We start from the raw sequence: 20438 nt of genomic DNA, 5'->3' as shown, positions 1-20438 counted from the left end.
GGGGAGGGGCTATGCCCTCCCCTTTCCGGGAATAAAATCAGTTTGCGTTGGTGACCTTGTCCATGAGTCCCATGGACTTGTTGATCTCGTCAGCGGACATGGTCATCTCATTCTCGATCTGGTAATCGGAGTGCTGCTCCATGCAGTCCACGGATGCGATGAGGATACCCTCGTTGGTCGCTGTGAACTTGACGGTGATCGGAGTGTTCTTGGTAACGTCCATGGGAAGCTCCATCATAAAGTTTCCGACAGGCGATCCCTCGATGATCTCGGTCTTCTTTCCGAGGTCGTCGTTGAAAGCTGCGTCCTCATAGATCTCGACCATGATGGTGTTCTGACCGTCATCGACGGGGTAGTAGGTCTTGACTGCTTCGATGGGCAGGACCTCGTTCCTGAAGATGATGTTGGAGATCATCTCGGATCCGTCCTCGTAGACTGCCTTGATTCCGAAGGTCTTGGACAGGACGTTGTGGACGTTGATGGCTCCCTCGACGGCCGCCGCCTCTCCTGCCGCTGCAGTGTTGGTGGCATCGGGCATGACCATGTTGGACTTGGAGAAGATGGCTGCTCCCTTAGCAACGGACTGGTCAGGGTCATAGATGTTGATCTTCGCTGCAGGGTATTTCTCCGCAATGCTGTTCTTTACCTGGGGCATCCTGGATGATCCTCCAACGAGGACGACCTCATCGATGTCTGCCATGGTGTAGTTCTTGGACTCGAGGACACGGTCGATGATCTCGATGGTGGTCTGGATGAGTCCCTTGGAAGCAGTCTCGAAGTCCTCCCTGGTGACGGTGAAGACGACCTTCTGGCCATCGACTGTCAGGGTTCCCTTGGTGGATTCCGCGGTGGAAAGCCTCTTCTTGATGGTCTCTGAGTCGTTGACCAGGGCCTGCTTGACATCCTCGTTCTCGTCGAGAGCGTCCTTGTCGATTCCGGTCTCCTCGGAGATCTTCTGCTTGATGATGTTGGAGATGACTGCATCCCAGTCCTTTCCTCCGAGGAACCTCTCTCCGTCGGTGGCGACTGCAGTAAACGATGTGCCGTCGATCTCGAGGATGGTCACATCAAATGTTCCTCCTCCAAGGTCGTATACGAGCACTCTCTTCTTTCCTCCGTCAGCGTTACCGAATCCGAAGGAGATGGCTGCTGCGGTGGGTTCGTTGATGACTGTAACGTCCTCGAGTCCCGCGATGGTTCCTGCGGTCTTTGTGGCATCCCTCTCGTTCTGTCCGAAGTATGCGGGACAGGTGATGACGGCCTTCTTGACCTCGCATCCGTGGTTCTCGTTGAAGTCGTTGATCATCTTCCTGAGGATCACTGCGGAGAGCATGATGGGGTTGTATGTCTCGCCGTCGATGTTGACGGTGTAGTCAGTTCCCATCTGTCTCTTGATCGATGTGATGACCCTCTCTGGGGGGTACATGACGGACATGTCCTTCGCAGGGGATCCTACGATGATCTCTCCGTTCTCGTTGAAGAGGATGACTGAAGGTGTTGTGTCTTCCTGCTCGAAGTTCTTCTCAACTACCGGGTCCCCATCCTCATCAATGTATGCAAGGCACGAGTAGGTCGTACCGAGGTCAATACCGATGCTATACTCTGTCATTCTTTTTCCTCCTTAACGTTGGTGTTCTTTTTCGTAGAGTTTCTCTTTCTCGAAGATGTTTTCTTAACGGGTTTTGCTGGAGCTTCTTCTGCCTTGGTCTCTTCGGCTGGTTTGGCCTCAGGTACCGGTTCGGGCCGCTTAGGCTCCTCAGTAGGCGTTTCCTGCACCATGTTCTCGACGTACTTGTAAACCGTGACCTTCTCTTTCAGAAGGACCCTATTACCAAGTTTGTAACCGTCAGACAGCCTCTCGGCTATCTTTCCGTTCTTCTCCTGGTCGTTTGTCGGTACTACCTCCACGATGCGCTGATGGATCGTATTCAGTGTCTCATACGGGAAGTGTCCGATGTACACCCCTCCATCAGTTAGGATATTCTCCATATCCACTTCATACGCCTGGAACGAGGCCAGTACGTCCTTGGCGGACATGGTGTCGATCTTCTTTTCCATTCCTGCACAGAGTTTGAAGAAGTCCTCTCTCATTATCGCAATCTGTTCCATGGAGCTCAAAAGAGCCTTGTTTGTGATCTCGACGTTCTGTCTGTCGATCGCGTTGGTAAGGCTCTTGATCATCTCCCTGGATGTCACGAATGACGAAAGGTCCGGGACTTCCGGAGAAGTCGCCCTCATCGCGGATATCTCCGCTTTGAGTTCCTCGATCTGTGCCTTCAGTGAGGCGATGTCATCCTTCAATTCCTCGCTGAAGTCCTTCGGGACAGCAACAGAGACCTCATCGTTCTTGGGCTGTTCCGTCCTTTGTGTTTCAATCTCCGAATCGTCCGGTACCCTCACACTGACCCCTTGGCGGGGGTCGGTCTGCTGGAATTTCCCGGACAGGAAATTGCTGAATCTCTCGTTCATCTCAATCCCTCCCTGCTGAGCAGCCATAGGAACGGATCCTCGACCCTCTGCGGGGAAACACCTCTGGGCAGGGTACTGCCTGTGGGGTTGCATCCCAGTGCAGAGACTGCGAAGAACGCATAGTCCTTGAAGCTGCGTACCAATTGTAAGAACTCGGGCCCGACGGTCCTCCTGATGTACTCTTCCAGTTCGGCATCGATCTGGGCAAAGTTCTCCGCGTCGTACTTTCCGTATTCGCGGGGGATGTGGAGGGATGAACCCAATCCGAACAGGACCTTGCTCTCCTCCTCATTCTCAGGGATCTTCATCAGGACATCCGACTTGGTCAGACTGACCGCTATCGGGATGTCTATCTTGTCCTTGCTTTTGAGCTTCTTGTTATTACGGATGATCTGACAGATGTTGTTCAGGATATCCGTTGCACTCGGACCCACGTTGGGCTTGTTATCGACGTGGATCCTCTGGTTGATGTACTTGACCTGCATGGGGTCCACCAGATACACTATTCCCGAGGCCAGCGAGATGAACGCGTTGAGGTTCACCTGCATCATCCTGTTGGTGCTCACCAGATCCTCTCCCGCCGTGTCGAAGAAGGCAAAGGTGAAGACCTGCGGCTTATCCCCGTTCAGTATCCTCAGGAAGAAGATGAGGGGCTCGTGGGCATCAGGGGAGCTTCCGAAGGACAGCGTGGGCTGCAGCTTCCTCTTCTCCTCGAACAGTCTGTGGTAGTACACATCCCTGTACTTGATGGTGGTACTGTCATTGGCAGCGTTGAGCACACCGTGGAATTCCGTCGATATGACGTTCTTCAGCTGATTGATCAGTACTGCTATGTAATGGCTCTTACCGACTCCTTTGGGGCCCAGGATGACGAAGATCTTGTTCCCTTCCTCCTCGGCTCCTGGCGGGATCATGTTGTGACAGGTCGGGCACACACGGAGATAGACCGGCCTTCTGCATACGTCGCAGAACCCGGAAGGGTTCCTGATGATGTGCTGCTTGGCGATGATGGCATCCGGTCCGAACGGATCCTTTCCGAATACCAGGCTCTTCTCGCGGTCGATCTCGTTGACTCCGTTCTTGGATACGAACATCATCGCCTTCTCGTTCCTGGTGCTAATCGCGTTGGATGCGAACGTCTTGGCGCATGTCGGTCCGGTACATACGTAGTGGATGTTGTTCATGTCCACTTTGGTGAAGCAGTACGGACAGACGTAATCCCTCTTCTTGACCGGTTCCTCTTTCCTTGCCATTTCAATCACGCCTCCTGTTGTACAGCGGGTGTATGAATCTGTATAGGTTGTAGTCTTCCTCGTTGACGAAGAACGCCCTCATGTGCTCCACATCCGTATGGCCTCCGAGCGTGATCCTAAGGGTGCTTCTGCCTGATGTGAACGGAATGGATGCTTTGGCTGACCAGAGCACCTCTCCATCCTCTTTCCTCAGCGGTATACCCTCATCGACGCGGACGATGGCCAGCGGAGGTATGTTGGTCACGGTCGTATCAGTCGACATATCGAGTACGGCCTCCTTCTTGCTGGCATCCAGTGTGTAGCGGATCTTCTTGCATTCTGCGGAGTAGACGTCTATGACGATTCCCCTGGAGTACAGGATATCGTTGTTGATGTTGTAGGTAGCAAAGATGTTGATGCACTTCTTGGGGGATTTGCCCATAGGTATCCTGATGAGCTTGTCATCGTTGTACTCGTCGCGGCTGACTGTGATGATCTCGGCAGTGGGATCGTTGTAGTCCTTGACCACGGATGTCGACACCACGATCTTTGCTGCGATCGCGTTGTCCGGCCAGTTCATGGTCAGGATGCAGTCCTTGTTGTTGACTGTCTTCTCCACATCCCTGAACGGCTTTAGGTTGGCCACCATGACCTCGGTTCCCTTGATACCCATGGTGCCCAGCGGGATTATGGGGTAGATGTACTGCACGGTACCGTCGGGAAGGCTGAACTTGGCCCCGTCATCGTAGTCCTGTATGGTCTTGATCTCGGTCATCCATGCTTTGATGTCCTCCATCTTGACCATGTTGCCTGCGATGGCGTACTTCTTCTCTGAACAGAAGAGTTTGACAGGGTTCTTAGACTTCCATCTGGCGGTGTAGGTTCCGTCATTCTTGTTCCACTGGATTCCCATGTCGCGAATCGGCTTGGGTGCATCCAGAGGCGCCTCCGAGAATATGATTCCCTCAGATCTCTCGACCTTGTTGCGGGTCTCGTATTCTGCGACGAACAGGTAGTGGTACTTCAGACCACCGGTAAGGCCTATGTCGTCATAGACGGTCTCGCCGTTGAGCGGAATCTCCACATTGGTCCCTGTGACGCTGTCGCCCCTCCATACGCGTACGCGTGTGGCTCCGCGGGGCTTCTCGTACATGAGACGAAGTCCTCCATCGATCTGATCGATGGTTACCTTCTCGACCTCTGCCAGGAATATGACCGGTCCGAAATGGGCCGCTTCTCTGGAAAGGATGCCCCAGCGTTTGGAGTATACTGAGTAGTAGTATTCGACACCGGGCTCTAAGGTCTTGTCCGTGTAGAACGTTCCCGGGATCTCTGCCATCGGACGGGTCTCTTCCGTCACGTTAGGCAGTGAGTTCTTCTCCCTATAGATGGCATAAGTCACACCCTTGTTATCCACAGGAGGTTCGTATTTGATCAGCAGACGTCCTTCCTTGATCTGTGCGACCGGGTCAACAGGTCCTGCTGGAGGATACTGTTTGAGCACCCCTTTGGCCGACGGATGGTCAGGACATTCCTCGGCGGCACTGACATAGAGTGCGAGCATCTCGTCCTTATTCTCAGCCGCCTCAGCCTGTTGTACGAAGATATCTGCATGCTGGACGCGTTGGGATGCTTCCTCGTACTTCTGTTTGATGTCGGGGAAGTTCTGCAACTCTCCTGGATACCTGTTCATTATGGTGTCGCCAGCGCTCTTGGCAGCATAGTACTTGTTGTTCCTGTGGCTGTCGCTGACCATGTTCCTCAGGGTATTCATCGTACCCTGCTCCTTGCGGAGCTGTACCTCCATACCGGCGATGCCTGAGAACGTTGCATAGGTCGCCTTCAGCGATACCAGGTCTTTTTCCGCTTTGGTGAGGTTTCCCTTCTGGAGGTCCATGCGGAAACTTAGTGCGAGGTTCTGTGCCTTGGACTCGCCGTCCTTGAAGTTGAACCCGCACTTGATACAGATCGAGTTGCTCGACTGCTGAGCGGTGTTACACTGCGGACATACTATCTTGAAGTTCTTACCGCAGAAGGGACAGTACATGGTGTTCTTGCCCCCGGGAACCATGTTGTTACACTCGGGGCATCTGATCATGCTGCTGTCAAGCTTGGAGAAGTTGGCAGCGATCCTCTTCTTATGGCAGAAGGTCTGCAGGATGTACAGGCACATGTCCTGATCCAATCCCCTGACATAGATGTTCAGGAGATCGTCTATGTAATTCCTGGTGATCTGCTGGCCCGTGTACTCCTTCTCGATCATCTCCATGACCGGGGCCAGGGCCTTGCTGCATCTTCCGTAGTTGATGAGATCCTTCATGTCTTTGTCGGAGTCTATGATGAGTTTGAGACTCCTCAGTACGGATATGTAGGAATCCTGGTCGGGCAGGATCTCCTGCCTGACGCTGTTCACCCTCTTCTCGCAAAGGTCGAATGCGTTCCTGATCTGCGTGAGGGAGCTGGCCTCCGTAAGGGGTTCGCACCTTATCTCCAGATCTGGGTTGTTGATCAATACATTCAGCATTTCCACAGGGGTGTAAGCATCCACGGTGGTGAGGTTGGTGAAGGCGTTTATGACCTTCTCGTTCACGATCTTGGGGACGCCTCCTTCGGAGATGTTGGCGAGCTTCAGGACCTGCTTCTTGTCGACGCCCTCCCAGTGGAGCCTCTTGACGAAGTTGTCGAGGACTCCGGGGAGTATGATGTATCTGCCGTCGGTGAGGATGATACAGTCCAGTTTCAGTCTCTGGACCTTTCCCTCGAGGCTCTTCTTGCCTTCGGCGAACACCCTCTTCCTGAGGAGAGGGTCTGCCATGCAGCGTCTGATCTCGGGGACCTCATCCACCAACTTGTGATATTTGAAGCGCTGGCCAGTATCGTTCTGCTTGTTTCTGAACTCGTTGGCCCACTTGACTTCCATCTTGTCGATCTTTTCGTTGATCTTGTCAAGCGTGTACTTGCTCTCATTGAAGGGATCTAGGCCCAGTAACTGACAGTAGTTGTCTGTCTTGTTAGCCATGGTAACTCCTTCAGCGAGATGCAAGACCCATATTGTCGCGGGCTGCAAGTCCCATGTTACCAGATGAGATCGCGGTCGCGATGGTACCGAAGGTGTCACCGAGCTTGTCTATGGTGGTGAACAAGGCTCCGTCGTCGACCGTGGCGATCTGTCTGAGGAACGATGTGTCGGCCTCTCCGAGTCCGACTGCGATGATGGTGATTCCGTCTGCTCTGCATCCGAGCGCCTGGTCCACCGCATTGTCCCTCTTACCCCAGATTCCGTCAGTCAGTACAACGATGATTCCTACTCCGGGCTGACCTCCGATGACTGCCCTTGCTGTGTCCAGTGGGCTTGCGTCGGTTCCTCTTCCGAGCATCTTGACCTTAAGGTCCTCGATGGAGTTGATTAGGACATCCATGTCTTCAGTGAGCTCCTGGACGACCTTGATTTTGTCACCGAAACCGATCAGAGCGAATCTTGTGTTGGGTTCTGAAAGGGTGCGGACGAAGCTGCGGATCGAATCCTTTGCGGCTTCTATAGGCTCTCCCTCCATACTCCTTGACAGGTCGACGCAGATGGCGATGTTCTTGGCGATCTTGACATCTGAGGGCTTGTCGCGGGGGTTTCCTCCCATCCATCTGATGTCGTCGGGGACGGGCTCAGACTTCACGTCCAAAGGCTCCTCGCCCTGGAACGCCCTGATGTTCACGATTCCATTCTCATCATAGTTATATTCTATATCGAAGACGACTCCTTTTCCGTCGTTGTAGAATCCTGAGATGACGACCTTTGCAAGGACGTTACAGTCTAAGGGGACCCTGGATTCTCCCTGCAGTGTATAGACTTCGATCTTGTCGGTCATGTTGCCGGGTTTGATGGAGAATTGCTTCTTGCAGGTGCTGGGGACCTTGGAGTTCCTCTTGATCATTATCTCGTTTACGTATTTCTTTCCGTCCTGGCTGACGGACAGCGCACCGAGGCTGTGTGCAGTGACATCCGTGACCTGCATCGTGGCCCTCATTCCGGTGGCGTTGCTGCTGTAGAGCTCTGCTGTGATGGCCGCTCCCTTTGCAACTGCCAGGTCAGTGTCCCCGTGGGTCACGACCTCGCGTCCGGTGAAACTCTTGAGGAACTTGGCGACACCGGGCATCCTGGTCGATCCCCCGCACAGGAGGATCTCGTCGATATCCGTCCACTGCATGCCAAGGGAGTCGATCAGTTCCTCACAAACATCCTTGGTGGCGTTCATCAGGTGTTCGGTCATCGACTCGAACTCGTCCCTTGTGAGAGTGTATTTCTCGCTGCAGCCCTCGTAGTTCACAGGGATGGTGACGCTCTCTGCGATAGAGAGTGTCTTCTTGTAGCCTTCTGCAGCCACGATGAGTTCGTTCTTGGTAGGCAGGTCGTCTCTGGGGTCGACATCGAACTCGTTGGCGAATCTGTCACAGACGAATTTGACTATCGCTGCATCCCAATCCTTTCCTCCGAGTATGTGGTTACCGTTGGTACCGATGACCTCGATGGTTCCCTTAGTGATTCTGACGATGGTGACATCGAAGGTCCCTCCTCCGAGGTCGTAAACTAAGAGGGTCTTATCAGCCGAATGTTTGTAACCGTAGGAGATAGCTGCTGCGGTGGGTTCGTTGATGATCTTGGGAACCTTGATTCCGCATGATTCTCCCGCACGCTTGGTCGCTATTCTCTGAGCGTCTTCGAAGTAGGCAGGTACGGTGATGACTGCCTCCTCTATCTTCTCCCCTGCTGCTTTCTCTGCATCCTCTATGAGGTGCTTGAGAAGCATCGCTGAGAGGTCTTCAGCAGTGTAGTCCTTTCCGTTGAAGCTGACGACAATAGATCCGTCACCCATGTTGCGCTTGAAGGCTGCTGCGTTGACGCCTGTTCCGTTCGACTGCATGTCCTTTGCGTCTTCGCCGACAAGGATGTCGCCGTCATCCAAGAAACAGATGACGGACGGTGTGATCTCCTTACCGAATGCGTTGTTAAGCATGATCGGCTTGTTCGACGCTTTATCATATCTAGCTACTGCAGAGTATGTTGTTCCGAGGTCTATACCTACCTTCATAATCCCATCGGAAAGCCGATTATTTTCAACCTATAAAATATAAAGTATTCGGTTCTACGAAATTCGTAGCTTATAAAAGGTGACTGCTTAATTTGTTAATGTGAGATCACCTAAACAACGAATTTCGTAGAACCGGAAAATGGGCCAATTTATGGACTTAGTTTACCTTTTGTCTCATACGAATCAGCATCATTATCAGTACAATAATGACGCCTAGAGCGACCAATCCTGACACTGCCATGATCAGTTCAGTGTTTTCCAAAAACAAGTCCCTGTCAAGAATGACTATGGCGGATACGACCATGAGGATCGCAGCAAGAATCACCGCCGCATAGACCAGAGGTCCTTTTATCATGAGGTGTGGATAGATTTTCAAATAGATATAGCGATTGGCTTTATTTCGTAAGAACGATAACGGTAACTATGGAAGACCCTTCAGAATACTGTATGCAGGCGGTCAACTGTTATCAATCCAATCCCGAGAGGGCAGTGGCGTTGTTTACCCGTGCAGGCGAGCTAGGGTCGCCAGAGGGGTGGTTCGGATTGGCCGAGATGAAGATCAACGGCCTGGGGACACCCGTGGATATCGAAGGAGCTGTTGAGTTGTACAGGAAGTCTGCCGAGGCAGGCAATTCTCCGGCCATGTTCAGACTGGGGAGTATGTATACGGGATCCTACGGTTATCCTGAAGATAAAGAACAATGCAGGATCTGGTTCGAAAAGGCCGCAGATTGCGGGATAGAACTTGCCTATCCTGAGATCGCTGCAATCTATCTCTACGGGTACGGAACCGATGCCAATCCGGAGAAAGCTATGCATTATTACCGTCTTTCTGCGGATAGCGGAGATGCACAATCTATGTTCATGATGGGCTACATGCTGTCAGAAGGTGTCGGTGCTCAGAAGAACGAAGGAGAATCAATCAAATGGTTCCAGAAATCTGCTGAAGGAGGCATTCCCGAAGCCCAATTCAGGGTCGCCAGATTGATAGAGGAGGGAAAGATCCCCGGAGGAGATAAGGCTGCATTGGAATGGTATCAAAAAGCTGTCGATCAAGGATTCGAACCAGCAATGTTCAATCTCGGTACCATGTATTATGAAGGCAGGGCGGTCCAGCAGGATTTCGTAAAGGCCTTTGAATTGTATGATAAGCTTGCGGAGATCGGGGATGCAGATGCACTGTTCATGACCGCCAGGATGCTTTTCGAAGGGTTAGGTGTCAAGCAGGATGTTGAGAAAGCGATGGAAAGGTTCGGGCGTTCGGCTAACCTGGGAAACCAGTTGGCGATACAGTTCCTGGATGATCTTCGCAGGAAGCAGAACACCCAATTCATCAAGATAGATGGTCTGTGATCAGTCATCCATAGGAACAAATTCGGACTTGGGCTCACCGCAGACGGGGCACTCCCAGTCATCGGGAAGGTCCGCGAATTTGACTCCAGTCTCCTCTTCATCGTAGATATAACCGCACATTGGGCATCTGTATTTCATAGGTTGAGTTACACATTCAATCTATAAAATGCGAGTGTAGGGTTAGAGAATCAATGTATAATGGAAAAGGGGGATTGCTCCCCCTTTAGTTTTCATTCCTTTTTGCAGCAATCGCAGGTTCTCTCCTCGTCGGAAGGAACTATGGGTGACCCGCACGTCTTCGAACCCGAACATCCGGAACAGTTGCAACCGCAGCTGCTCTTCCCTTTGCGGTGGTTGTTCCATAGTACGAATACGGCACCGGCCGCCAAGGCGATGACGATTGCTAATACGATCAGGTCACCTGAGCTCATTCTGCCACCTCTTTCTTGCGGAACGGCTTTAGCGGATCCTTGACAACCAAGAAATAGACAAGGATCACAAAGTCGATGACAGCGAAGATTATGGAATACATCTCGATGTTACCGATATCCCCGTTGATTGCAGAGTACACGACGTAGACGATGACCGATACGAAGTATGCGAGCAAGCACTGATAGAGGAATGCGAATCCAGTGGATTTCCAATCGCCGAGTTCCCTGTGTATGGCACCCATGGCTGCGAAGCAAGGTGCACAGAACATGTTGAATGTGAAGAATGACAGGATGGCTGCTGGCGACAGCATTGCCGCCAGTGCTTCTGAGATCTCCAGATCGAAGGGTTCTGCGATGAGCTGTTCAAGTGTTCCTATGAGGTCTTCCTTGGCAATGAGTCCGGTAAGGGATGCGGCCGGCAGTTCCCAGTTTTCACCCCATCCTAAGGGAAGGAACAGGTAGTTCAGCACCCCTCCGATTCCTGCCAAGATGGAGTTGTCCATCTCGTCCTCAGCGAGCAGATTAAGCGACCAGTCGAACGATTTGAGGAACCAGACGAGAATCATTGCTAACAGAATGATCGTACCTGCCTTCTTGACGAATGCCCAGGTTCTGTCAAAGATTGTTTTGACGCTGCTTACGAATCCAGGTGCGTGGTAGGGAGGCAGCTCCATGATGAACGGTGCGGGAGTTCCTGCCATTTTCTTGAATTTCCTCAGGATGATACCGGAGATGATGACCAGTACGATACCCATGACATAGGCGAAAACTGCCACCCAGACACTTCCTGCAAGTGCTCCGGCGATAGCGGAGATGACAGGCAGTTTGGCACCGCAGGGCATGAAAGTACACGTCATTGCCGTGATACGGCGGTCAGCCTCGGATTCAATGGTCCTTGTGGACATGACTCCGGGGACACCACATCCGGTACTGACGATAAGGGGGATGAAGGATTTTCCTGAGAGGTTGAAGTATCTGAAGATACGGTCCATGACGAAAGCGACACGGGCCATGTAACCAATCTCCTCAAGGATGACGAGACATGTGAAAAGGACTATCATCTGGGGGAGGAAACCGATAACGGCTCCAACTCCGGATAGGATACCGTCACATAGCAATCCAGTAAGGGCATCGCTCACTCCGTTGTCTACGCACCATTCCTCTACTGCAGGTATGACTGTTTCACCAATGAAGTCATTCAACCAACCTGTAGCCCAGGCACCAGGTGATGTTCCAAGGTCACCGTCGTACATGGCGATGAAATACACTAAAGTGATGACTCCTATGAAGATTGGCAGACCGAGGATCCTGTTGGTAACTATCCTGTCGATACGGTCGGACAGTGTTCCCCTCTCGTCCCTCGGAGCTTTCGTATAGGCACTACCTACGATCTCCGAGATCTTGGTATATCTGCTGTCTGCAATGATTGAATCGGCATCGTCGTCAAACGACTTTTCAAGGTCCTCTATCACAGATGATATGGACTGCCTCGATCCTGGAGCGAGTTCCTCGATCGCAGAATCCCCTTCGATCAGCTTGAAAGCGTAGAATCTCGAGCAATCTACTGGAATCTTGGATTGGAGGGCCTTTGTGGCCTCAGATACGGCATGTTCTATCCTGTCATCATATCTGATAATCTTCGGCTCTTTCTTTTGTGATGCCGCTTCTTCGACTTTGTTTATGAGCTCGTCTATGTTCCTCTTCTCCTTGGCGGAAATAGGAACGACGGGTACCCCCAACCCTTCTGATAGTTTTTCCACATCGATACTGTCATTCTGCTTCTCGATCTCGTCCATCATGTTCAGTGCGATGACCAGAGGTCTGTCCATGTCGATCAGCTGTAGTGTCAGGAACAGGTTCCTCTCAAGGTTGGTGGCATCCACGATGTTGATGATCGCATCAGGGTTCTCATTGACTATGAAGTTCCTTGACACGATCTCCTCGGGCGAATAGGGGGAGAGCGAGTAGATTCCGGGAAGGTCGACCAAGTGCGCATCGGTCCCTTTGATCTTTCCCACTTTCTTGTCTATGGTTACACCAGGCCAGTTACCGACACGCTGAGAAGCACCCGTCAAAGCGTTGAACAGGGTGGTCTTACCGCAATTCGGGTTTCCGGCTAATGCTATTGTAAAACTCATTTCATTCCTCCAAAAGTTGCGATAGATGCTCATTCGAGCTCTATCAGCTCCGCATATTCCTTCCTGAGGCTGAGTTCATAACCGCGAACAGTGATCTCAACGGGATCTCCGAGCGGGGCCACTTTGCGAACATAGATCTCGACACCTTTGGTGATGCCCATATCCATGATGTGCCTCTTCAGGACGCCATCGCCGTTAAGTTTCTTCACTTTGACAGTGGAACCAACGGCAGTATCTTTCAATGTGCTCATTCTATCATATCCGTTAGATCGAGACGCTTAACGCCGCAATCTATATGTCCTGAGGTCGCGCCAGACAATCTGGCGCATTATCTGCCGCCAATAAGGTGGGGGGAGCCGCAGATGCTCAGATTCTTAATATTTAGGTATATCTAAATTATATTTATAAATTTAGGGAAGACTAAGAATTTACAAAAATTGACTATCGGTAACTGGGCTTTGAGGAAACCCTCGGTTTCCTCTATGTGATCGCAGATCCCTCTGCTCTCCATCCATCAGCTCGGAGACTGAACACCTTGCATGCCCAAGGTGAGGATGTTGCAGGCAGCGTTCTAGTCGCGGTCGACATCCAGACCGCAATGCGGACAGACATGCCTGCGGACCGAGAGGTCCTTGGGCACAAGCAATCCGCACTTGGAACACTGTTGGGACGTGTACGCCGGATCCACCTTCACCATCTGGATACCAGCCTCTGCCGCTTTGTATCCAAGTGTGAAGATGAACTTCCCCCAGTTCGCATCCCTGAAGGACTTCCTCATCCCTTTGGATCTGCTCTTGTCGGTAAGGTCCTTGATGCGGATGTCCTCCGTCACTATCATATCATGATTCTCCAGAAGGCCGTTCACGACCTCGTGGATATATCCCTTGTTGACGTTGTTCAGTCTCTCGAAGGCATGGAACAGCCTCTGGCGGTATCTCTCCCTCTCTTTGGATCCTTTCTCGTATTTGGACATCTTCCTGAGGATCTTCGATACCTGTCTTTCCGCTTGTATGTAGTTCTTCCTGTTGGGATAGGTTGCACCATCCGATGTCACCACCATGTTCTTCAGACCGAGGTCTATGCCTATGGGCCTGGTCGGTTCGATGAGGGTCTGTACGGCCGTTCCGCCACCCTTGGAATCCATCTCGAACGTCAGCGCAGCCTCCCAGCGGTATTTGGGCCCCGCACCTTTTCTGATGACAGTGCACGTCTTCACGGTGCCGCCGATCTTGCGGTATCCCCTGATCCTCACATCCGTCTTCCATGGACTCAGCCTGATATGATTCGAAGACAGCTTGAATCCAAATTGCGGATAGGTGAACGAATCGTACCTCTTCCATGACTTGAATCTCGGGAAGCCCGCATGCTCGGGATCCTCCTTCACACGCCTGAAGAATCCGTCGAACGCCCTGCTCAAACGGACACAGACATCGTATAATACCTGGGAGTACACCATCTTCAGCTTCGGATCTGCCTTCTTCATGTCAGGCAGAAGTTTCTCCAAATCATAGGCGGACGGATGCTTCCCGCCGTCCTTATGAATCTGTATGCAGTGTTCAAGGAGGTTGTTGTACAGATCATGGCAGACATCCAGACAATCGTTAAGCTGGCGCTCCTGCTCTCTGTTGGGATATAATCTTACGACCAAGGTCCTCATCGTCCTGTCCATGGAATGCCTCCATGGAACACACCGTATGGTTACTATATTAAGTTAAGACAGGGGTCCCCGAAAGTGCAATCCAAAACACCCCTACCCAGACATCTCCCTTCCACTTTCGGTTCTGTGTCTAAGGTTCCTAGATAATTCTGTTGAGTCATCAATTCTGACACTAAACCGAGGGTTTCCTCAATGCAGGAAACTGGCAAAGATAAAGAATCGATCATTCCTTCTTGGAATCATCCTCTATAGTCACATTGGGTCCGGAACATCCAGTGCAGTTGCTGCATGACCTTTCACAACTGCAACCGTTCTTTCCCCTGCGTCTGCTTCTGATCAAGAAAACTATGGCGTTGATGACCAATAACGCTACCACTGCGATTATGATCAATTCATATACGTTCATGCATCGACCTCCCTTCTCTGTCTGAACGGATCCTTGGACAACAAAACGTAGACCAGGGCGACAACACTCAATACGGCCAATACGTATGAGAACCAGTCGATGTCCACCCCGAGAATCGTTCCGTATACCACAAAGACAATCAATGCGATAAGATAAGAAACCGTGCATTGATAGAGCACTCCAAGTCCGGTGGCCTTCCATGTACCGAGTTCTCTGTGTATGGCGCCTATCGCGGCAACGCACGGTGCGCAGAATATGTTGAAGCTGAAGAATGAGAGGATTGCCGCTTGGTTTCCGAGCATGGCCGCAAGCGCCTCTGACACGGATGTTACTGAAGCCTCAGAATCGCCTACAAGAAGCACTCCTAATGTGGCGACAATGTTCTCCTTTGCCATCAGTCCGGTTACGGTGGATGCTGCGAGCTCCCAGTTGTCACCCCATCCTAGCGGAACGAAGATGTATGCAAGGTAGTTTCCAATGGTGGCGAGGATGGATTCATTCATCAATTCGTCCGAATCCAGATAATCGAATGTGAAGTTGAAGTGGCAGAGGAACCAGACGATAACGGATGCAAGGAGGACAACAGTGAATGCCTTCTTCACGAATGACCAGCATCTGTCAAAGATTCCTTTGAGGACACCGTACAGCTTAGGTACATGATATGGCGGGAGTTCCATTATGAACGGTGCTGGATTGCCGGACAGTTTTTGGAATTTCTTCAGGACGATACCGGACAGGATCACAAGCATGATCCCCATGAAGTATGCGTAGACTGCCACCCACATGTTCCCGGCCATGGCTCCTGCGATTGCTGAGATGATGGGGAGTTTAGCGCTGCAGGGCATAAATGTCACCGTCATAGCGGTGATGCGGCGGTCCGATTCGCTCTCTATGGTCCTAGAGGACATAACGCCGGGTACTCCGCAGCCGGTACCAACAAGAAGAGGGATGAAGGATTTTCCTGAGAGGTTGAAGTATCTGAAGATACGGTCCATGACGAAAGCGACACGGGCCATATACCCGATTTCTTCCAAGATGATCAGGCACGTGAACATGATAGCGATTTGTGGCAAGAATCCAAGGACAGCACCTACTCCGGCCATTATTCCGTCCGTCAGTATGCCTGTGGTAATCTCACTCACGTCATTGCTCAGACACCAGTCGGCGACATCCTCCCTGAAAGAGTCGAACCAGTCATTCAACGCCCCGGTGGCCCAAGCACCTGGTGATGTCATCAGCGGACCGTCGTAGAGTGCTACGAAATAAACGATAGCGATAATGACAATGAAAATTGGGATGCCGACGATTTTATGAGTGACTATTCTGTCGATACGGTCGGATAGGGTTCCGCGTTCGTCGCGCGGAGCTTTGGTAATCGCCTTGTGGACGATCTCTACGATTTTGGTGTATCTGCAGTCTGCAATTATGGAATCCGCTAGGTCATCATGCTCTTTCTCCAGAGCACATATTTCCTCTTTGATCTCGTCTCTGGCGCCTGGGAATTCCTTATTGACAAGAGGGTCCCCGTCGATCAATTTGAACGCATAGAATCTGATGTTCTCTGTCGGGACCTTGCCTTCGAGTGCTTTTTCAGCAGCCTTCACTGTTTTTTCCACAGAAACGTCATATACGATTTCCGGGGGACACTCTCTCTTTTCAGCAACTTCGATAATCTTCTCAACAAGTTTGTCGATGTTATCTTTCTTTGCTGCGGAGATAGGGATGACTGGAATGCCGATCGAATCTGAGATGAAGCTGACGTCGATGTGGTCGCCCCGTTTCTCAACTTCATCCATCATGTTCATGGCCAATACCATCGGTATGCCCATGTCTATGATCTGCATGGTCAGGTACAGGTTCCTCTCAAGGTTTGTTGCATCGACGATGTTTATGATGGCATCCGGTTTTTCATGGACGATATAATCCCTGGAAACAATTTCCTCGGGTGAATATGGCGATAGAGAGTATATCCCGGGAAGGTCAACCAACTCAGCATCGGTCCCTCTGATCTTTCCGACTTTTCTGTCAATCGTTACGCCAGGCCAGTTTCCTACGCGCTGAGATGACCCTGTCAATGCATTGAAAAGTGTGGTTTTTCCGCAGTTTGGATTACCCGCCAGTGCGATAGTCAGTGTCATTCAGAGCCCTCATTCAAAGTCACTCGACTTCGATGAGCTCGGCATCGGCTTTCCTGAGCGTGAGTTGGTACCCGCGCACAGTTATTTCGATGGGATCTCCCAAAGGGGCAACTTTTCTTATTTCGATACTTACGCCCTTGGTGATGCCCATATCCATAATATGTCTTCTTACAGCTCCTTCCCCGTAAAGCTTCTTTACTTTGGCAGTTCCGCCTATAGGGATGTCACTGAGGGTCTTCATGGCGATCTCTCATTGGGTGACCATGATCTTCATGGCCATACCGTCATCGATAGCTATTCTCGAACCTCTTATTTCAAGTATGCGGCCAGAGTTGTCACGATTAACTATCTTAACAGGCGTTCCAGGAATGAATCCCAGACCCTCAAGGAAGCTTTTGACTTCCTTTTTACCCGAGATCTTCACAACCTTCCCCGATTCCCCACTCTTAAGAAATGAAATAGGAACCAAAGGTCCGCTGGTGTTTTCACTAACAGAGTTGAAACCTGCGGATTGTGTGACCTCCATGTTCATGTTTAAGGCTATCCTAAACTATGTATTTAAGGTTGCCTAATAATTGTTAGCAGTTGTTTATAACAGATGTATGGGAAATATTGCCGGAGGCGCCCTACCGCCTCCGGCCGAGGTTACTAATTTTGTACTAGGAACCAACAGAACCAATTGATTATCGGCTACATCCTACAGAGGTTGGCGGTTCTTTTGTTTCCTAATGCCCTAAGACGTTTGAAGGTCCGGAGATCCCCCGATCCCCGGATAGTGGTACTAAACAGTTTATCGGAATCAGCATTGACGCCGATTCCGTTTCTGACCGATGATGTATTGCATCATTCGTTCACAGATTTAGGAATGACTAAATTATATTTAAACATTTAGGCACTCCTAAGAATTTTATCAATTAGGGTCCTAACAGTGACTAATATTATCTACGCACAATGATTGGCACCACTCATGTTGACTGACATCGAGATTGCGTACGAGGCAAATCCGAAACCTATCAAAGAGATTGCTGCCAAACTCGGGCTTACAGAGGATGACATCAGTCCCTACGGAAAGTACATCGCGAAGGTACCTATCGAGAACCTTGAGAGGCTCAAGGACAAACAGGACGGTAAGCTCATCATGGTCACTGCCATCACACCTACACCTGCTGGTGAGGGAAAGACCGTCACGTCTATCGGACTCATGGAAGGTCTCGGAGCACTGGGAAAGAATGTCGTCGGTGCGTTGAGGGAACCCTCTCTCGGACCAACTTTCGGTATCAAGGGAGGAGCGACCGGAGGAGGATATGCCCAGGTCTATCCCATGTGGGATATCGATCTCCATTTCACAGGCGACATCCATGCCGTCGCCGCCGCACACAATCTGCTGTCCGCTATCGTTGACAACGAACTCGTCAGGGACAACCCATACAACATCGATCCCGCCCGCGTCGTCTGGAGAAAGACCGTCGACATGAACGTCCGTGAACTGAGGAACATCGTGACCGGACTCGGAAAAGACAAGATCAAAGGAGGTGTGCCTCATGAATCTGGATTCATCATCACATCCGCTTCCGAGATAGCTGCCATCCTCTGTCTCGCTAAGGATCGTGCAGACCTCAGGGCAAGGCTCGAGAGAATCGTCGTTGCATACACTTATGACAACAAACCTGTCACCGTCAAGGACCTCAAATGCGTCGGAGCCATGATGGTCCTTTTGAAGGACGCCATCAACCCCAACCTTGTTCAGACACTGGAAGGACAACCCGTCTTCGTTCACGGATTCCCGTTCGCAAACATCGCCCACGGAAATAACTCCATAATTGCGACCAAGACTGCACTGAAACTCGCAGACTACGTTGTAACGGAATCCGGTTTCGCTTCCGATCTGGGAGGAGAGAAGTTTATGGACATCGTATGCAGGGAATCTGGTCTCAGGCCTTCATGCGTTGTCATAGTCGCCACAGTCAAAGCGCTCATGACTCACGGAGGAGGAGTTTTGGAGGATGAGTCGACACTCACCATCGAAGCCCTCGAGAAAGGTATGTGCAACCTTGACAAGCACATCCAGAACATGAGTTCATACGGAGTGCCTGTTGTCGTAGGAATCAACCACTTCGCTCAGGATACGCAGGAGCAGATGGATTACATCCGCGATCACTGCATGAAGTTGGGTGTTCCCGTAGCATTCAATGACGGTTTCATGAAGGGAGGAGAGGGCTCCAAGGCTCTCGCCCAGACTGTCGTTGATACCATCGACAGTGCGAAGACTGACTTCAAGTTCCTCTATGACCTGGATCAGCCTATCAAAAACAAGATCGAGATCATTGCGAAGAGCATCTACGGAGCCGACGGAGTCACATACGATCCGCTCGTGGACAAGAGAATAGAAGGCTACGAGAAGGATGGATTCGGAAAGCTCCCTATCTGTATCGCCAAGACACAGGCCTCTCTGTCTGATGTCTCGACTCTGAAGGGTGTGCCTAAGGGATGGAAGCTGCATGTCAGAGAGATCAACATCTCCGCTGGAGCAGGATTCATAGTTCCCGAATGCGGTACGCTGACCCTGATGCCCGGTCTTCCCAAGGTACCTGCAGCCATGAGAATGGATCTGAAGGACGACGGAAAGATCGTCGGACTGAAGTGAAACAATTCAGGAGGGTACGGCCCTCCTCTTCTTTTCTTGGTAATAATCATCTGTTGCTGTCGGCCATGTCGTACCAGCGGTCAGCCTCGTCATTATTCTGAGGTACCCCGTCACCGGTCCTGTACATGTTACCGAGAAGCACCTGAGCCCCTTGATGCCCGTTGAGAGCAGCCGTCATCAGCCATCTTACGGCCATAGGTATGTCCTCTTTGACCCCGGCTCCGGTCTTGTAGTATTGTCCAAGAACGAACTGTGCTTCCACATGGCCGTGTTCCGCGGCCTGTTTCATCCAGCTTGCCGATACTTCCAAGTCGCGAGGGATCTCATCATTCTTGAAATGAAGAAGCCCAAGTTCATACTCTGCGCGCACATCGCCTCTTCCGGCAGCCATAAGGAAGTATTCCTTTGCCTTCTGCGAATCGCGATCCACACTTAGGCCTTTGAGATAAATCATACCAAGATAGTATGCGCATCCAGGATGTCCGCCTTCGAAGCCCTTCTCGAACCAAGCGCAGGCAGATTCATAATTCTTCGGGACTCCCTGTCCGCGAGCATACATGAGTCCGAGGTAGTAATCCGCTTCTGCACTGTCCTTCTTGGACTCGCGCATCAGGATGTTATAAGCGTCCAAATAGCCCGATTCGGTATTGTTACGTATGATGAATTTTGCCTTCTCGAGAGGCTCCATCATATCCGAACCGGAGTACATATTGTAGAAATATCGCATCATGGATAAAAGCGTTCTAGACTTTTGTCCGATAACATACTATTTTCATGTAGCCCTTATTGAAACAATCGCTTATCCGTGGCATCGATAAAAACCGTCATATATCGCTCGTGAATAACAGGAAGACGGTCAGCTATATGGTATCGCAACCTTTCTTAT

Annotated in this window: 18 protein-coding genes; 2 read left to right on the top strand and 16 right to left on the bottom strand. The window is 51.1% G+C overall.

The features are described from left to right. Nucleotides 1–37: 37 nt before the first annotated feature. The 6 genes from E7Z62_06710 to E7Z62_06685 form a co-directional block, all read right to left on the bottom strand. A complete protein-coding gene (locus E7Z62_06710) occupies nt 38–1609 on the bottom strand; it encodes an Hsp70 family protein (protein ID MBE6522798.1) in 1572 nt (523 codons plus the stop codon). Then, the gene (grpE, locus tag E7Z62_06705) at nt 1606–2562 is read right to left on the bottom strand and encodes a nucleotide exchange factor GrpE (protein ID MBE6522797.1); all 957 of its coding nucleotides are present in this window, start codon (nt 2560–2562) and stop codon (nt 1606–1608) included. Before grpE ends, E7Z62_06710 begins: the two co-directional genes overlap by 4 nt. Then, complete coding sequence (locus E7Z62_06700) at nt 2466–3722, bottom strand: zinc ribbon domain-containing protein (GenBank protein MBE6522796.1); 1257 nt, start codon at nt 3720–3722, stop codon at nt 2466–2468. The genes grpE and E7Z62_06700 overlap by 97 nt, the downstream gene beginning before the upstream one ends. A 1-nt stretch (nt 3723) precedes the next feature. Further along, a complete protein-coding gene (locus tag E7Z62_06695) occupies nt 3724–6720 on the bottom strand; it encodes a hypothetical protein (GenBank protein ID MBE6522795.1) in 2997 nt (998 codons plus the stop codon). Between the two features lie 10 nt (nt 6721–6730). Further along, nucleotides 6731–8785, bottom strand: a complete 2055-nt coding sequence (locus E7Z62_06690; GenBank protein ID MBE6522794.1) for a VWA domain-containing protein — start codon at nt 8783–8785, stop codon at nt 6731–6733. A 157-nt stretch (nt 8786–8942) separates the two neighbouring features. After that, nucleotides 8943–9140 carry a hypothetical protein gene (locus tag E7Z62_06685; protein MBE6522793.1) on the bottom strand — a complete coding sequence of 66 codons (198 nt, stop codon included), beginning with the start codon at nt 9138–9140 and terminating at the stop codon, nt 8943–8945. A gap of 68 nt (nt 9141–9208) precedes the next feature. On the opposite strand from E7Z62_06685, the gene E7Z62_06680 reads away from it, so the two are divergent. After that, entirely contained in the window at nt 9209–10138 is a 930-nt protein-coding gene (locus E7Z62_06680; GenBank protein ID MBE6522792.1) for a sel1 repeat family protein, read from the top strand. Here E7Z62_06680 and E7Z62_06675 read toward each other — a convergent pair whose 3' ends face one another. The 9 genes from E7Z62_06675 to E7Z62_06635 all read right to left on the bottom strand — a co-directional run bounded on the left by E7Z62_06675 (nt 10139) and on the right by E7Z62_06635 (nt 17440). Continuing rightward, nucleotides 10139–10276: a rubredoxin gene (locus E7Z62_06675; protein ID MBE6522791.1), complete on the bottom strand. Its 138-nt coding sequence runs from the start codon at nt 10274–10276 to the stop codon at nt 10139–10141. 92 nt (nt 10277–10368) lie between these two features. Next, a complete protein-coding gene (locus E7Z62_06670; GenBank protein MBE6522790.1) occupies nt 10369–10569 on the bottom strand; it encodes a FeoB-associated Cys-rich membrane protein in 201 nt (66 codons plus the stop codon). Continuing rightward, nucleotides 10566–12707 (bottom strand): ferrous iron transport protein B, encoded by a 2142-nt coding sequence (gene feoB / locus E7Z62_06665; protein ID MBE6522789.1) that lies wholly within the window; start codon nt 12705–12707, stop codon nt 10566–10568. The genes E7Z62_06670 and feoB (E7Z62_06665) overlap by 4 nt, the downstream gene beginning before the upstream one ends. A 29-nt stretch (nt 12708–12736) precedes the next feature. After that, complete coding sequence (locus tag E7Z62_06660) at nt 12737–12958, bottom strand: ferrous iron transport protein A (protein MBE6522788.1); 222 nt, start codon at nt 12956–12958, stop codon at nt 12737–12739. Nucleotides 12959–13278: 320 nt separating this feature from the next. Further along, nucleotides 13279–14376: a transposase gene (locus E7Z62_06655; GenBank protein MBE6522787.1), complete on the bottom strand. Its 1098-nt coding sequence runs from the start codon at nt 14374–14376 to the stop codon at nt 13279–13281. 211 nt (nt 14377–14587) lie between these two features. Then, nucleotides 14588–14770, bottom strand: a complete 183-nt coding sequence (locus tag E7Z62_06650) for a FeoB-associated Cys-rich membrane protein (GenBank protein ID MBE6522786.1) — start codon at nt 14768–14770, stop codon at nt 14588–14590. Continuing rightward, nucleotides 14767–16908 (bottom strand): ferrous iron transport protein B, encoded by a 2142-nt coding sequence (gene feoB, locus E7Z62_06645; protein MBE6522785.1) that lies wholly within the window; start codon nt 16906–16908, stop codon nt 14767–14769. Before feoB (E7Z62_06645) ends, E7Z62_06650 begins: the two co-directional genes overlap by 4 nt. A 19-nt stretch (nt 16909–16927) precedes the next feature. After that, complete coding sequence (locus E7Z62_06640; protein ID MBE6522784.1) at nt 16928–17149, bottom strand: ferrous iron transport protein A; 222 nt, start codon at nt 17147–17149, stop codon at nt 16928–16930. 9 nt (nt 17150–17158) lie between these two features. Continuing rightward, the gene (locus tag E7Z62_06635) at nt 17159–17440 is read right to left on the bottom strand and encodes a ferrous iron transport protein A (GenBank protein ID MBE6522783.1); all 282 of its coding nucleotides are present in this window, start codon (nt 17438–17440) and stop codon (nt 17159–17161) included. A gap of 435 nt (nt 17441–17875) precedes the next feature. Here E7Z62_06635 and E7Z62_06630 point away from each other — a divergent pair, with 435 nt between their 5' ends. Beyond that, a complete protein-coding gene (locus tag E7Z62_06630; GenBank protein ID MBE6522782.1) occupies nt 17876–19552 on the top strand; it encodes a formate--tetrahydrofolate ligase in 1677 nt (558 codons plus the stop codon). A gap of 46 nt (nt 19553–19598) precedes the next feature. Here the strand turns inward: E7Z62_06630 and E7Z62_06625 are convergent, their stop codons facing one another. Then, the gene (locus E7Z62_06625; GenBank protein MBE6522781.1) at nt 19599–20282 is read right to left on the bottom strand and encodes a sel1 repeat family protein; all 684 of its coding nucleotides are present in this window, start codon (nt 20280–20282) and stop codon (nt 19599–19601) included. Nucleotides 20283–20438: the final 156 nt, after the last annotated feature.

This window comes from Thermoplasmata archaeon (assembly GCA_015063285.1).
Classification (GTDB): domain Archaea; phylum Thermoplasmatota; class Thermoplasmata; order Methanomassiliicoccales; family Methanomethylophilaceae; genus Methanoprimaticola.
This window is presented reverse-complemented; position numbering and strand designations above follow the sequence as displayed.

Bases quoted from the DNA above. Each gene is read 5' to 3' on its own strand.
- E7Z62_06710 (MBE6522798.1), bottom strand. From the start codon at position 1,609: ATGACAGAGTATAGCATCGGTATTGACCTCGGTACGACCTACTCGTGC.
- grpE (MBE6522797.1), bottom strand. From the start codon at position 2,562: ATGCAACCCCACAGGCAGTACCCTGCCCAGAGGTGTTTCCCCGCAGAG.
- E7Z62_06700 (MBE6522796.1), bottom strand. From the start codon at position 3,722: ATGGCAAGGAAAGAGGAACCGGTCAAGAAGAGGGATTACGTCTGTCCG.
- E7Z62_06695 (MBE6522795.1), bottom strand. From the start codon at position 6,720: ATGGCTAACAAGACAGACAACTACTGTCAGTTACTGGGCCTAGATCCC.
- E7Z62_06690 (MBE6522794.1), bottom strand. From the start codon at position 8,785: ATGAAGGTAGGTATAGACCTCGGAACAACATACTCTGCAGTAGCTAGA.
- E7Z62_06685 (MBE6522793.1), bottom strand. From the start codon at position 9,140: ATGATAAAAGGACCTCTGGTCTATGCGGCGGTGATTCTTGCTGCGATC.
- E7Z62_06680 (MBE6522792.1), top strand. From the start codon at position 9,209: ATGGAAGACCCTTCAGAATACTGTATGCAGGCGGTCAACTGTTATCAA.
- E7Z62_06675 (MBE6522791.1), bottom strand. From the start codon at position 10,276: ATGAAATACAGATGCCCAATGTGCGGTTATATCTACGATGAAGAGGAG.
- E7Z62_06670 (MBE6522790.1), bottom strand. From the start codon at position 10,569: ATGAGCTCAGGTGACCTGATCGTATTAGCAATCGTCATCGCCTTGGCG.
- feoB (MBE6522789.1), bottom strand. From the start codon at position 12,707: ATGAGTTTTACAATAGCATTAGCCGGAAACCCGAATTGCGGTAAGACC.
- E7Z62_06660 (MBE6522788.1), bottom strand. From the start codon at position 12,958: ATGAGCACATTGAAAGATACTGCCGTTGGTTCCACTGTCAAAGTGAAG.
- E7Z62_06655 (MBE6522787.1), bottom strand. From the start codon at position 14,376: ATGGACAGGACGATGAGGACCTTGGTCGTAAGATTATATCCCAACAGA.
- E7Z62_06650 (MBE6522786.1), bottom strand. From the start codon at position 14,770: ATGAACGTATATGAATTGATCATAATCGCAGTGGTAGCGTTATTGGTC.
- feoB (MBE6522785.1), bottom strand. From the start codon at position 16,908: ATGACACTGACTATCGCACTGGCGGGTAATCCAAACTGCGGAAAAACC.
- E7Z62_06640 (MBE6522784.1), bottom strand. From the start codon at position 17,149: ATGAAGACCCTCAGTGACATCCCTATAGGCGGAACTGCCAAAGTAAAG.
- E7Z62_06635 (MBE6522783.1), bottom strand. From the start codon at position 17,440: ATGAACATGGAGGTCACACAATCCGCAGGTTTCAACTCTGTTAGTGAA.
- E7Z62_06630 (MBE6522782.1), top strand. From the start codon at position 17,876: ATGTTGACTGACATCGAGATTGCGTACGAGGCAAATCCGAAACCTATC.
- E7Z62_06625 (MBE6522781.1), bottom strand. From the start codon at position 20,282: ATGATGCGATATTTCTACAATATGTACTCCGGTTCGGATATGATGGAG.